Origin of the sequence: Vibrio sp. LB10LO1 (assembly GCF_010092875.1) — a bacterium.
Lineage (GTDB): Bacteria > Pseudomonadota > Gammaproteobacteria > Enterobacterales > Vibrionaceae > Vibrio > Vibrio campbellii.
The window spans coordinates 21,973-35,189 of record NZ_JAADJW010000014.1 but is presented as its reverse complement, the minus strand read 5'-3'; the positions used below and the strand labels follow the sequence as shown (position 1 = coordinate 35,189).

The window sequence follows — 13,217 nt, the reverse complement described above, 5'->3', positions numbered from 1 at the left end:
TTTCTTTATTCTGTTCTTTGCGCAGTGTTAACTAATCGCTATTACAGAGCCTGTGTTTTGATCTGCTCAACAATCGCTTTCAAACCGTTGCCACGCGATGGGCTTAGATGAGCAATTAAACCCAGCTTTTCAAAGTAAGCATCAATATCAAACGCTTGAATTTGCTCTGCTGTTTTGCCGTCGTAAGCCGCCATCACCAAGGCAATCAGGCCACGAACGATACGCGCGTCAGAATCAGCGCAGAAGTGCCATACGCCTTCTTGCTCTTTGCTCACCAACCACACTAGGCTTTCACAACCAGATACCGTAACTTGTTCTGATTTAAGCTCTTCAGGCATTTGAGGCAATTTTTTACCCCATTGAATCACCTGACGGTAACGGTCTTCCCAACCTTTAAATTGCTGCATGGTTGCGGCGATGTCTTCACTGGTGATGTCAGTGCCAAACGGCGAAACAGGGAAATCAGTCATGATGCGCTCTCTTCTTTGAATTACTTCTTATGCTTTTGAATCAGCTTTTCAACGATGCGAGATACCGCAACAAAACCGAAAGTTGCGGTTACGACCGTCGCCGCGCCAAAACCACTCGCACAATCCATACGTTTTGGACCTTCTGCTGTCGATTTCACGCCACATACTGAACCATCGGCTTGTGGGTACTTCAATTGCTCCGTAGAGAAAACACAATCAATACCAAACTTACGCGCTGGATTTTTCGGGAAGTTATGATGACGACGCAATGTATCTTTGATCTTCTTCGCCAGTGGATCTTGGATAGTCTTGGTCAGATCCGCCACCATGATTTGGGTTGGATCGATTTGACCACCAGCACCGCCTGTCGTGATCACTTTGATCTTGTTGCTACGACAGTAAGCCAGTAGAGACGCTTTTGCTTTTACGCTATCGATCGCATCCAACACGTAATCGAACTCTTTGCTCAAGTACTCGTGCTGGTTATCTGGCGTGATGAAATCGTCAATCAGATTCACCTTACACTCTGGGTTAATCAGCTTAACGCGCTCTGCCATTACTTCAATTTTGCTTTGACCAACCGTGCCAGTCATCGCGTGGATTTGACGGTTAATGTTAGTCACACACACGTCATCCATATCAATCAGCGTCAGCTCACCAATACCAGTACGTGCCAGCGCTTCTACCGCCCAAGAACCTACACCACCAATACCAATCACACACACGTGTGCAGCACGAAGAATTTCTACTTCGCTGTTGCCGTAGAGACGACGAGTGCCACCAAAACGTTGGTTGTAGCTGTCAGATGCCGGAGTATCGAGTTCACGCATATTGAAGTTCCAGATGATCGATAGAAAAACAAAGAGTGCGATTTATACGCACTCTTTGAGGAAATGTCTAGATGATGAGAGGCGATTCCTCTCGCTAGGCGCTTATTGTAACTTCTCTGGCGGCAAAGCCCAAGGTGCTTGCGTTGGCGTGTTTTCCAAGCCCAACTTCCATACTCGACCAAAGTGCTTGTAGTGACCCGCTTCTGTACCCGCGCGTGGTCCCATACCATGGTATAGGTCGAGATGATTTTGTTTCACCGCACCGCCAGTGTCTAACACAATAAGAAGACGAAGCTGGTGTGCCCCACTCCATGTACCGTCTTTATTAAGTAGCGGCACTTCCGCCAAAATTGGCGTACCCATAGGTAGAATCGAACGATCGCCTGCTACCGATGCCATTGGCAGTAAAGGAATGCCCGCAGAGCCCGTTACTGGCGCATCCGCTTGTGGCGCAAAGAACACATAAGAAGGGTTCTGCTCTAACAACTCGCGAACCGTTGCTTCATCATTCTTCATTACCCAATCTTTGATAGCTTTAAGTGACATCTCTTCACGTGGCACTTCACCACGCTCAATTAGAATTCGGCCGATACTCACGTACGCTTTGTTGTTCTTGCCTGCGTAAGCGAAGTATTCCAACGTATCGTCATCTTCAAAATGAACAAAGCCGCTGCCCTGCACTTCCATCATAAACGGGTCAATCATATTGGGTGCATAGCCAAGCTCTAGACCTTGCCCCTCTAGCGCCCCATTATAGATCTCGGCACGTGTCGGACAGTTTGAGCTGCAAACCGGCTTGCCATACACCGGGTATTTAAACGTTTCGTTTGGTTCGTGACGCAATTCCATCACTGGTGAGAAGTAACCCGTGAACAACACGTTGCCCTTCTTGTCACCACCACCCAGTTGCGCGGCTTGGATGCCGTAAGCACTGAGCGCAGTCGTGTCACCACTCTGCAATGCCCATTCACTCAACTTCTCATAAAGTGGCTGGTACATTTTTGCCATTGAAGGCGACTTAATCACAACCTGTTCTGCTTGTTTGTTGAACTCAGTGAAATCTTGTGGCTTGTTCGATTCAACAACATTGGCTTTATTCAAAATATGCGAAAACTCGCCATCGTAATCTTGCTTAGCAAGTAGGTTTTGTTCTGGCTCAGCCGCACAACCAAATAGCAGACTTAAAGAGACAATAGGAAGGAGTTTTTTAAACACGTGTTTTTTCCGTAAAAGAAGATAGCAAAAGGATGGCAAACAAATGCAAACGACGCAATTGAAAAGCTGCGACAAAGTGTATCAGCGTTAAGGCAAAGACTTGGTTTGCTGCCAATTTATCCATTTAAACTGGGTTGAGGATAATAACAGCAATGGAATCAAACGATTGTCCGGAAAATGTTTGTGAAAAGTCGCAAGAACATAAAGATGTGACAAAACGCGATTCCCTGCCACACACAACGAATCACGCTTTGAGAAACGGGGGATTAGCGAACCGCTAAATTAGAATGACCTTCCAAACGAAACACGGGAAGGTAATGAGCATTTGAGTCCAGTTTTATCTCAGCGTAGTGCTGATCTGTAAACTCAAATGTGCGTACCGTAGAGCCCACTTTATATGACAAAGTATCACCATCAAACTCAAAGTCCGTCGCAACAGTTGATCCGCGTACCGTCACTCCTCTTTCACTCAGAACAAACTCTTCTCGAGTATAGGGAGCAACATCTTGCTCGACCCATTTTCCATAGATGGTCGATTTAGGGATCGGCGGATTTACATAGCGCGTAATCAAATCGCCGTACATCATCAAAACGGCAAAAGTACCGATGAGCGCCGTCAGCATAAGTGAACGTTCGACCCACTTTCGAAATGTCGATTTGGTTGAGGAGTTTTGCTCGGTTTGAGCAGCGATCGCAGCATTCTTATTTACAACTGAAGACATGAGGCTCACGTGTTTGAACTAGACCCATGCATTGTACCCCCATCGACCAAACACAACCAAGCACCACGCTCACGATGTTTGTGCTTTATTCCAAAAAATTGGCTTGCCAACAATTGAATAAAAAGACAATATTAAAGCATAAATAAACACAAGGAATGGCTGTAGTGAAAATTCGTAGTACTGCTCTGGTTAAAGGATTCCGTCAATCCACACCCTATGTGAATGCACACCGTGGAAAAACCATGGTATTGATGCTTGGAGGCGAAGCGGTTGCTGATAAAAACTTTGGCAACATTATCAACGACATTGCTTTAATGCATAGCTTGGGCATTAAAGTGGTTGTGGTGTATGGAGCTAGACCTCAGATCAATCAACTACTGGAGAAACAGGACCTTACCACGCCATACCACAAAAACGTTCGTATCACAGATGAAGCAGCCCTTTCAGTAGTTATGCAAGCCGCAGGGCAGCTTCAACTGGCCATTACTGCACGCTTATCTATGAGTCTAAATAATACGCCAATGGCAGGTACTCAACTGAACGTCGTGAGCGGCAACTTTGTCATTGCTCAACCACTCGGTGTTGATGATGGCGTCGACTATTGTCACAGCGGCCGCATTCGTCGAATCGATACTGATGCTATCCATCGCACACTCGATCAAGGTTCCATTGTGTTACTTGGTCCAATTGCCAGCTCCGTCACAGGCGAATGCTTCAATCTGCTTTCAGAAGAAGTGGCCACCCAGTTGGCGATAAAGCTTGGAGCCGACAAACTGATTGGCTTCTGCTCAGAGCAAGGGGTGATTGACGATAACGGTAACGCCGTCGCTGAACTGTTTCCTATCGAAGCAGAGCATGTCATTAAGAAGCTTACTGAGAACACCGCACCAGACACCGACTATAACTCCGGTACATTACGTTTTCTTAAAGGCTCTATTGCAGCTTGCCGTGCAGGAGTGCCACGAAGCCACCTTATCAGCTACAAAGTGGATGGCGCACTCATCCAAGAATTGTTCTCTTTCGATGGTATCGGTACACAAGTCGTGATGGCCAGTGCCGAACAGGTACGTGAAGCGGACATCGACGATATTGGCGGTATTTTAGATCTAATTCGCCCATTAGAAGAGCAGGGCGTACTAGTAAGGCGTTCTCGCGAACAACTTGAGCAAGAAATTAATAAATTCACCATCATCGAGAAAGATGGTCTGATCATCGGTTGCGCGGCTTTGTACCCATATATTGAGGAGCAAAAAGCGGAGATGGCTTGCGTGGCGATCCACCCAGACTATCGCGACGGTAATCGTGGATTATTGCTACTCAATTACATGAAGCACCGCTCTAAGTCAGACAGTATCAATCAGATTTTTGTCCTGACAACACACAGTCTGCATTGGTTTAGAGAACAAGGTTTCTATGAGGTGAGCGTCGATTATCTACCAGGGGCAAAGCAAGGGCTGTACAACTTCCAGCGTAAGTCGAAAATCCTCGCGTTAGACCTATGAGGAGGAACGAAACTCAGTACGTTCTACGACTAAATAATTATGCAAAGCTTTACATTGATATTGGTCGCAATTTAACCTTTTCAATATACATACTGTTGGTTATACTCTGCGCAACAAACGGTCGTATTTCAAACAATCGACAAATGGATCTAGGTGAATAACTATCACCCTAAAGTGCGGAGCAAGCTTAGCTGCTCTGCATGACGCATCAAGGACAGTTGTTACTCTTACAATGAATAAGATGAGCACTGTTATGAAAACCATTATTTGTAACTCACTTCAAAGCTTCTGGGATATGGCGGATAACCATTTTCTGGAAGGGCTAGACGTCCACTGCGTATTTCCCGTCAATGACGCCATTAAAGATTTTATCTTGGCTTACCAACAGCAGTACAAAATTCGCAGCGTGTCATTTACCAATGCGTTTACACAAAATTAAAAAAGACCGAGCATCGCGCTCGGTCTTTTTGTACGTATGCTCAGTGAAAGACCATAATTAATAACGTCGAGAATATAACGAATAGAATGATTAGCAGTATCAACCAAGCTAACCTTAATCAGCCATTGAGGACTTATGCTGCGTACATCGCTCAGTCCTCTTTTTCGACCAAGTCGAGGAAACGCGATGGCAGCCAACAATGCAAGGCCATGTATCAAGGCTCCAAAATGGAAGCCAGAAACCAAAGCCAGCTCAACCTCAGTATAATGCTCCCGTGTATAAGCGTATTGCTTAATCTCTTCAGGAGTGGCACATGTCAGAATTATACCGACAATCAGATACCAAAAAATGAGCAGACCACCAGCTATAAAAAATACGACAAACGATAGATCTACCAAAGACATGTTAAGTCCAACTACCTTTGATAATTAAGAGATGGATAGCCATGTAATCATTGAAATAATGACTGTAAACATCAGAAGCAACATTACCGTTGTATAAAACACACACACATAAATAAATCCTCGTCCGCACACACTCCGAATATCTGCCAGTCCTCGCTTTCTTCCCAACAGGGGGAAACATACGCTAGCGATCAAACCAACTCCATAGATAAGAGAGCCAAAATGAAAACCGGAACTGATGGCTAGCTCAACTTCAGAAAAATGTCGCTCATTGAAAGCGTATTGCTTTATATTTTTGGGTGTAAAAAAGACGAGAAAAGCACCTAACACCACAAACCAGGCAAATAACGCCCCCCCCGAGACAAAAAAGGTAACAAACGCAATATCTAATAACTGCATACGTCACCAATTCCTGTATTTGCAGCAATATTAATATCCGAATAATGTTCCTTATAAGTTCTTGCGGCCATTTTACCTATAGTGTAACTCCCAAAAGAAGACACTGTACCCAGCACTAGTGCACTGACCCAGCCAACAGGCGTTGCAAGAACAACTAGAGCTATCGCTGCGCCTGCGAGAGTGCCAACGGCTGTACTCGCCGCGGTTTCTACGATAATCGAACTCCTCTCTACATCAGTTTTAGCACGTGCAATTTGGTCACAAGCCAACCCAAGATTCACAGCGGTTAGAACCGTTCCTCCTTTTGCTACCGCTTTTGACAACTTAGCAAGTTTGTCTGTATTTTTCTTTATAGCAGATGTTGCTGGAACTCCACCCTTCCTTGAAATCCTCATTGATTCACGCGCTTTCTGACCGTTAAAGAAGAGCTTTTCTGTGGGACCTAGATTTTTTGCGACCGTCTCCAACAGCTTTCTTCTGCGATAGTCATACTGACCTTTTGTTAATCTACCGGCTTTATAGTCTTGATAAAGTCCATCGAGCTTTTTGAGTTCTGATATGTTCCCTTTGGATTCACTCCCTAACAAAAATCCCATTGAAGCAAAACTAGCACCTATTCCAGCACTTGCAGGTCCCCAGTTATCATCTAACCAAGACAGCGCCCAAAAAGCTTCTCGCTCAGGTATAGATAATGCTTTAACTGTAGAATCAAACTGTTTTTGGTCTGCTTCAGAGATAGTTTGGGCATTTGCACTAATTGGTCGACTTTCAACACCAGTCGGAGTGTTTAACTTTCTAAGAATGAGCGATTGTCCAATCTTTATCTTATCGGGGTCATTGACTTGAGGGTTATCTGAGGTAATTTGCTGAAGTGCAGCTTTATATTCATTACTTCCATATCTGACTTGATAAAACTTGAGTATTATTTTTGATAAGGTATCGCCTGGTTTTACGCTATAGATCGAAGTATATCGATTAACGCTATTGAAGTGAGTTGTGTTCATGGAAAGCCTTAAGTGCACTAAAGTGCATAAGATAATATCGCCAAGAATTCCAACACTTCAATTTTGAAAAAGAATTGCAGACATAAAAATGGCGGGATTACGACCCGCCACATAAAAACATATTCAGTTCATGAAAACTTCTCACTTTTGAATGAGTAGACTCAATTTCTAAGTCGCTCAACCAACCCACTCGCTCGAGTAGTTTTCACCTTAATACCGCGTTTGAGAACATTCATCTCAGCGTACATCGCAAGGCGTTTCTTGGCGCGAGTAATGCCAGTGTAGATCAGCTCGCGAGTGAGGATTGGACTGAAATCTGGCGGCAAAATCATCAGCGTGTATTCAAACTCACTGCCCTGTGATTTATGAATGGTCATCGCATATGCGGTTTCATGCTCAGGCACTCGGCTTGGCAGTACCGACTTTACGCTGCCATCCGGCAGTTCAAAGAACACTTTAAGACGCGGTTCGCCTTCGCTGTCGTCTCGCATGCAAATGCCGATATCACCGTTATACAACCCCAAGCCATGATCGTTACGCGTGACCATTACAGGTCTGCCGTGATACCAAAGCTCGTCTTGGGTTTGAATCAACTTACGTGCCGCTAGTGCTTTTTCAATGCGTTGGTTTAAACCGGTCACACCAAAGTCACCTTCACGGATGGCACACAATAATCGGCATTGATTAAAGGTATCCAACACGGCTTTGGCTTTGCGGGTCAGCGTTTCTGGTTCCCCTGTCTTTTGGTCAATCTCTTGCTGTCCGATGCGTTTCAGGTAACGACCATATTCAGAGACCAAAGTCTGCATCATCTGATTGTAGTTTTGGCTACTCAGTGCGAAATGCTCGATATCAGCAAAATCACGACTCCAAACGTCATCTACTTTTGCAGCTGAGCCAGCGTTGACCGCTTTTGCTAGCTGGCCGATACCAGAGCGGGCGTCGAATCGGTAACTCTTTTGCAGCATGCATAGGCTATCGGCAATCGAAGCATTACTGTTGGTGCTGTACGCCAAAGTGTCAAAACCTGTTAGCTTCGCGACTGCAGACGCCTGCTCTTTGCCAAAGCCAAATGCATGGAACGAACAGATATCACCTAGCACCGCACCAGCTTCTACCGATGCCAACTGGTCTTTATCTCCGAGAAGAATCAAACGCGCATGCTTTGGCAGTGCATCCACAACTTTGTACATCATCGGCAGATCGACCATGGAGGCTTCATCCACCACTAAAATATCGAGGTGCAGCGGATTTTGTTTGTTGTGACGAAACTCTGCACTGTTTGGGATCGCGCCCAATAGGCGATGCAAAGTGCTCGATTCGGTTGGAATTTTCGCTTTAAGCTGAGGCTCCACTGGCAACTCTTGAATCGCTTTACCAATAGACTCCGTCAAACGCGCTGCCGCTTTACCTGTTGGCGCCACCAGCTTGATGGTGAGGTTTTTCTCTTGTCCTGCTTGCTCAATCAATGCGGCAAGCAGTTTGGTTACCGTGGTGGTTTTACCCGTACCCGGACCACCTGAAATCACCGCAAAACGACGCGTCAGTGCCACAGCAGCGGCGACCTTCTGCCAGTTAACACAAGCTGACAACGGCACAAGCTTGTCCAGCACTTGCAGATCGTGAACTTGTTTCGCTTGGCAGACTGCCGCATCAATGGCTGCCCAATCGAGACTGTCTACGGTAACCACATCCAAATGGTCACAGACTAGCTGCTGGCGTAACACTTGATTGCTGATTCCTGCATCTGCCGCTTTGGCTAGTGCATTGAACAGAAAGTGATACTGACGAGCAAATAAATGATGGAGCAACTCAGACAAACGTGTGAACTCTTGAGGCTGAAGGTTTACAGCCGCACTGAGTTGATTGAGCTTGTCCGCCAACGTCACTTCATAGTGCCAGTAACGATGCAAGTAGAGACGCTCGCCATCAAACATCATTGGCAAAGCTTCACCTTGAGTGCCAACCAAAGGCGACGCTTGTAGAAGCTCAACCCAATTAACGCCTTGCAGCTGAGTATTAAGCGCTAACGCAGACTCCCCAAACAGACCGAGCTTACTGGCAAGGTCTGTTGGCTGCCCTTGGCTGTCAAACAGAGGCAAGCAGATGTGTCCTTTGCCTAATTCACTACTGATCACGCCAGCAATAAATGCCAGTTCTTGGCTGTTCGCTTGTTGCTCAACTTGCGAATAGATAAAGCGCGCGAACTGGAAATCCAATTGGCGAATCGCTCCTTTGTTTGCCAACGATTCTAAAGTTGCCAATAGATCTCGTGTTGCCACAAGGCTGTTTTGCTCAGAAAGAAGATCATTGGTTTTCATCAAATTAACTCCATCTGACCCGATTCACTGGATCGTGTGTCAGGTGCTTGACCATCAATCAAATGATCCATCTCTTGTAAAAATTCAAAGGTTGGCTTGGCAGAAAAAATACCGTGATCACTTTGCCCATCCATCCCACGCAAGAACAGGTAATAAACGCCGCCAAAGTGCTGTCCATAATCATAATTTGGCAATCTGCTACGCAAGAAACGATGCAGCGCCAAAGCGTAGATTTGGTATTGCAGATCGTAGCGATGATCCGCCATCGCCGACTTCAACGCATCGCCATGGTAATGGAATACATCATCACCTAAGTGGTTCGATTTCCAGTCGAGGACGTAGTATTTGCCTTGGTGCTCAAATACCAAGTCAATAAAGCCTTTCAACATGCCTTGCACGGTTTGGAAACCCAGATCGCCAGCTTTAGCAGACAGCGGATCATGACGTTGAATCACACGGTTCAATGCTGGTGCAGATAGCACTTCAATCGGCAGTAAGAATTCCATCTCAACCAAACGTTGCGCCGGACCTTTTTGATTGAGCAGTAGTGCTTTGCTATCCAAAGGCGTTGCCAGCACGGTATCAATCAACTGTTGCAGGATTGGCAACCACTCTTCATCAAGCTGCTCACTTTCCATTAAACCGAGGATGATTTGGGTGTTCTCTTCCGTCGTCGCAGGTTGAGTAAACTCAATTTCCTCAAATAAGCTGTGCAGGAAGGTACCCGGGCGTGCGCCACGTGGGAAGTTGAAGATAGAGCGTTCTGGCTCAACCAATTCCGCTTCATCTTGCTCTTCTGAAGAGTCGATATCAAAGCCGGTGATTTCAATCGTCGCGTCATGTTCAGCATGATGAGAACCTTGTTTAACTAAGCCCGAGTAACTGGTGATTCGCCAGTTTCTATCAATTGGGTTTTGTAGCTCTTTAGCTGTCAACGCTTCTAACTCAGTTTGCTCCACAACATACATCCCATCGTGCTGCTTTGGAGGGTCACAAATCACCACGTTATCGAGATTCTCTTGCTGCTTCTTCAACCCAACAAACAAATCGTTAATGCCGCCCTCTTGACCATTTTGCACCAAATAACCAATCGCACTGTGATGCACGCCAGTTGGCTCTTTGGTTGAGCGGCCATTGCGTAGTGGTGAAGCACCAATAAAGCAGGCATACACGGCACGCGTTAGCGCTACATAGATAAGGCGCAAGTCTTCAGCAAGGCGCTCTTTATCTGCCTGTTTTAACGACGCATCGTTACCCGTGATATCAAGCACGGTGCGATCGTTCTCAGCGTCGTAGTATTTGGCTTCACTTGCTTCTCGGTAACCAAACACAAATGGCAAGAAGACTAAGTCATATTCCAGACCTTTGGATTTGTGAATGGTGACGATTTGCACCAAGTTACGCTCTGATTCCAGACGTTGAATTTGGTCATCGCTTCCACCCAACCCGTGCTCTGCATCGCTGATAGATTGTGCTAACCAACGCAGCAAGCCGTGATCGCTGTCTAATTCGTTACTCGCTTGCTGCAATAGCTCACCAATGTGCATCAAATCGGTAAGTACTCGCTCACCGTTCTCACTTTGCAAGCTCGCCCCTTCTTCTAGCAAACGCTCAGCAATATGACGCTTACTGATCACTGCTCGCAGCATAGGAAGCACACCACGTTGCACCCAAAGCTTACGGTATTCTTTGAACTCGTTAACCGCGTTTTCCCACACGGTTTCATCGTTGTTGAGGGCGTCTAAGCTGGCTGCATCTAGAGCAAATAATTCTGATGCTAGGCTGGCACGCAGTGCTCTGTCATTTTCTGGCGTTAACACCGCTTGCAGCAAACGCTGTAAGTCTTGTGCGACAGAACTGGTAAACACGCTATCGCGGTTAGAAAGGTATACGCTGGCAATGCCTTGGTCTGCTAACGCCTGTTTGACCATGCGACCTTCGCTACCCGTTCGCACCAATACTGCAATGTCGCCCGCTTTAACTGGCTTCTGCTTTTCGCCATTAACCAAACACGCTTGGCCTTGTTGCGCTGCGGTCAAAATGGTTTGAATTTGGCTCGCTGCCGCCTCTGCCATGGCGGTGAGGTATTCACCTTTTGGCAATGGTTTATCTTCCGCTTCTTGCAGCCAATAAGTCAGTGCAGGTTGCTTTTGACCACCCATGGTCCAAACGCGTTTGTCAGCGCTTGGGCTGTAATCCACAGGGTGGAATGGAATGTCGGAGTCATAAATAAACGGGCTATCTGGCAGAGCAAAAATCTGGTTCACTGCCAATACCATATCGGCACTTGAGCGCCAGTTGGTGCCAAGCGTGTAGTGAGCACTAACTTGGTTACGAGCCTTGATGTAGGTGAAGATGTCCGCTCCACGGAAACCGTAAATCGCCTGTTTCGGGTCACCGATCATAAACAAACCGCACTCTGGATTATCTAAATAAATGCGACTGAAAATGCTGTATTGCAGTGGGTCGGTATCTTGGAATTCATCGATCATCGCAACCGGATAAAGCGTGCGAATGCGCTCTGTCAGTAAGGCGGTTTCATCGGTATCAATCGAAGCAGAAAGCTGAGTCAGCAAGTCATCAAATGACAACCATTGCTTCTGATTTTTTGCTTTTGCCAGCATCACGCGACAATGCTCAATCGCATGAGCTAATAATGGTGCTTTTAAGCTGATTGGGTTGGCAAGGAAGGCTTCTATCGCCTCAAACACCGAGTGCTGTGGCGCAGTGCCTTTCGGAGTTTTCTCGAATAACACATTCTGCGCGAACTTCTCCAGCTTATCTGGATAGTCATAGCCCGTGGTTTCTGTCGCTGCCCATGTATTGACCGCTTCTAACCACGTGGGCAAAGACTTTTTGGTGTAGCTGCGTTTGTTGACATCGGAATCAGAAATCAACGCGAGGAAGTCATCTTGGCTATCACGCCATTGGGCTTTCAAAGCATCAATTTGCTTTAAGTTTTGCTCATGCAAATCGGCAAGGCTACCTTGCATTGCAGGAACAGAGAGACTTAACGGCGCACCCGTGAGGTAGTTGCTGATGTCATACAGTAGATCCGATGGCGAGCCCCATAGTTGGCGCACTTCTCCTGCCAAAGCGAATGGCAGAGGGTAGAAGTTACGACGCCAGTAATCGGCAACCACTTGCGCTTTTAGGTGGCTTTCGTCTGTCACAAACTCATTATTGAAGCGACTACCGGATTCGAATGCGTTTTGCGTCAGCATGCGTTGGCAGAAACCGTGAATGGTGTACACCGCGGCTTCATCCATTTGGCGTTCCGCTTGCAAAAGGATCTCGGCGGCTTGCTTATGATCCTCAATTTCTTCCAATAAAGGTTGAATCACAGGATCTGAGCTTTGTCCGCGAGCGAATGCGATCCTCGCGTCGTGAATACGCGCACGAATACGATCACGCAGCTCCGCTGTTGCAGCTTCGGTAAAGGTCACGACCAGAATTTGATCCACAGTCAACGGCACGCAGTGCTTCGTATCGGCAGTGCCATGCCCTAGTAGGAGTCGCAGATACAAACCCGCGATGGTAAAGGTTTTACCCGTACCTGCCGATGCTTCAATTAATCTTGCACCATGCAGTGGAAAAGTCATGGTTTGCAGTGGAGTTGGAACTGACATTTGCGCCATAACGCTGAATCTCTCCGGATTATCGACTGACCGAACTGTGATCTGTCGTTAAAAATTCTATTTATATGTCTAACAAGTTGGAATATTTAAAGGTTAGTGGGATCTCACTCACGGTTATCCTGATCTTCAACCGCTAGTATGCGCGTCACGAGATGAGCACTGATAACAGATCAATCACTTTAACGTATTGATAAATGATCAGGCTAAACACTCAAACGAATCATGGTCCCTCTGACCTTGTGGCCGTACAGCGAACGCCCTACAAAAAATAAT

Annotated in this window: 11 protein-coding genes; 2 read left to right on the top strand and 9 right to left on the bottom strand. The window is 46.4% G+C overall.

From position 1 onward, the window contains the following. Positions 1 to 41: 41 nt before the first annotated feature. The 4 genes from csdE to GXP65_RS12140 form a co-directional block, all read right to left on the bottom strand. Entirely contained in the window at positions 42 to 470 is a 429-nt protein-coding gene (gene csdE / locus GXP65_RS12155) for a cysteine desulfurase sulfur acceptor subunit CsdE (RefSeq protein WP_134976471.1), read from the bottom strand. Positions 471 to 490: 20 nt separating this feature from the next. Continuing rightward, complete coding sequence (gene tcdA / locus GXP65_RS12150) at positions 491 to 1,300, bottom strand: tRNA cyclic N6-threonylcarbamoyladenosine(37) synthase TcdA (RefSeq protein ID WP_005427322.1); 810 nt, start codon at positions 1,298 to 1,300, stop codon at positions 491 to 493. Positions 1,301 to 1,402: 102 nt separating this feature from the next. Then, positions 1,403 to 2,515 (bottom strand): murein transglycosylase A, encoded by a 1,113-nt coding sequence (mltA, locus tag GXP65_RS12145; protein ID WP_162092928.1) that lies wholly within the window; start codon positions 2,513 to 2,515, stop codon positions 1,403 to 1,405. 266 nt (positions 2,516 to 2,781) lie between these two features. Beyond that, positions 2,782 to 3,237: a DUF2850 domain-containing protein gene (locus GXP65_RS12140; protein WP_162092927.1), complete on the bottom strand. Its 456-nt coding sequence runs from the start codon at positions 3,235 to 3,237 to the stop codon at positions 2,782 to 2,784. Positions 3,238 to 3,401: 164 nt separating this feature from the next. Between GXP65_RS12140 and argA the strand changes: the two genes are divergently transcribed. Next, the gene (gene argA, locus GXP65_RS12135; protein ID WP_038891899.1) at positions 3,402 to 4,739 is read left to right on the top strand and encodes an amino-acid N-acetyltransferase; all 1,338 of its coding nucleotides are present in this window, start codon (positions 3,402 to 3,404) and stop codon (positions 4,737 to 4,739) included. Between the two features lie 253 nt (positions 4,740 to 4,992). After that, positions 4,993 to 5,178 carry a hypothetical protein gene (locus tag GXP65_RS12130; protein ID WP_005427310.1) on the top strand — a complete coding sequence of 62 codons (186 nt, stop codon included), beginning with the start codon at positions 4,993 to 4,995 and terminating at the stop codon, positions 5,176 to 5,178. Here the strand turns inward: GXP65_RS12130 and GXP65_RS12125 are convergent. The 5 genes from GXP65_RS12125 to recB all read right to left on the bottom strand — a co-directional run bounded on the left by GXP65_RS12125 (position 5,175) and on the right by recB (position 12,944). Continuing rightward, the gene (locus tag GXP65_RS12125; RefSeq protein WP_240334995.1) at positions 5,175 to 5,582 is read right to left on the bottom strand and encodes a hypothetical protein; all 408 of its coding nucleotides are present in this window, start codon (positions 5,580 to 5,582) and stop codon (positions 5,175 to 5,177) included. The genes GXP65_RS12130 and GXP65_RS12125 overlap by 4 nt on opposite strands. Positions 5,583 to 5,606: 24 nt before the next feature. Beyond that, on the bottom strand, positions 5,607 to 5,981 hold the full coding sequence (locus GXP65_RS12120) for a hypothetical protein (RefSeq protein WP_038864613.1): 375 nt from the start codon (positions 5,979 to 5,981) through the stop codon (positions 5,607 to 5,609). Then, positions 5,969 to 6,985 (bottom strand): LysM domain-containing protein, encoded by a 1,017-nt coding sequence (locus GXP65_RS12115; protein WP_162092926.1) that lies wholly within the window; start codon positions 6,983 to 6,985, stop codon positions 5,969 to 5,971. The genes GXP65_RS12120 and GXP65_RS12115 overlap by 13 nt, the downstream gene beginning before the upstream one ends. 161 nt (positions 6,986 to 7,146) lie before the next feature. After that, a complete protein-coding gene (gene recD, locus GXP65_RS12110; protein WP_162092925.1) occupies positions 7,147 to 9,306 on the bottom strand; it encodes an exodeoxyribonuclease V subunit alpha in 2,160 nt (719 codons plus the stop codon). Continuing rightward, positions 9,306 to 12,944, bottom strand: coding sequence for an exodeoxyribonuclease V subunit beta (gene recB, locus GXP65_RS12105; protein WP_162092924.1), 3,639 nt, complete (start codon positions 12,942 to 12,944; stop codon positions 9,306 to 9,308). Before recB ends, recD begins: the two co-directional genes overlap by 1 nt. Positions 12,945 to 13,217: the final 273 nt, after the last annotated feature.

Bases quoted from the DNA above. Each gene is read 5' to 3' on its own strand.
- csdE (WP_134976471.1), bottom strand. From the start codon at position 470: ATGACTGATTTCCCTGTTTCGCCGTTTGGCACTGACATCACCAGTGAA.
- tcdA (WP_005427322.1), bottom strand. From the start codon at position 1,300: ATGCGTGAACTCGATACTCCGGCATCTGACAGCTACAACCAACGTTTT.
- GXP65_RS12140 (WP_162092927.1), bottom strand. From the start codon at position 3,237: ATGTCTTCAGTTGTAAATAAGAATGCTGCGATCGCTGCTCAAACCGAG.
- GXP65_RS12130 (WP_005427310.1), top strand. From the start codon at position 4,993: ATGAAAACCATTATTTGTAACTCACTTCAAAGCTTCTGGGATATGGCG.
- GXP65_RS12125 (WP_240334995.1), bottom strand. From the start codon at position 5,582: ATGTCTTTGGTAGATCTATCGTTTGTCGTATTTTTTATAGCTGGTGGT.
- GXP65_RS12120 (WP_038864613.1), bottom strand. From the start codon at position 5,981: ATGCAGTTATTAGATATTGCGTTTGTTACCTTTTTTGTCTCGGGGGGG.
- GXP65_RS12115 (WP_162092926.1), bottom strand. From the start codon at position 6,985: ATGAACACAACTCACTTCAATAGCGTTAATCGATATACTTCGATCTAT.
- recD (WP_162092925.1), bottom strand. From the start codon at position 9,306: ATGAAAACCAATGATCTTCTTTCTGAGCAAAACAGCCTTGTGGCAACA.
- recB (WP_162092924.1), bottom strand. From the start codon at position 12,944: ATGGCGCAAATGTCAGTTCCAACTCCACTGCAAACCATGACTTTTCCA.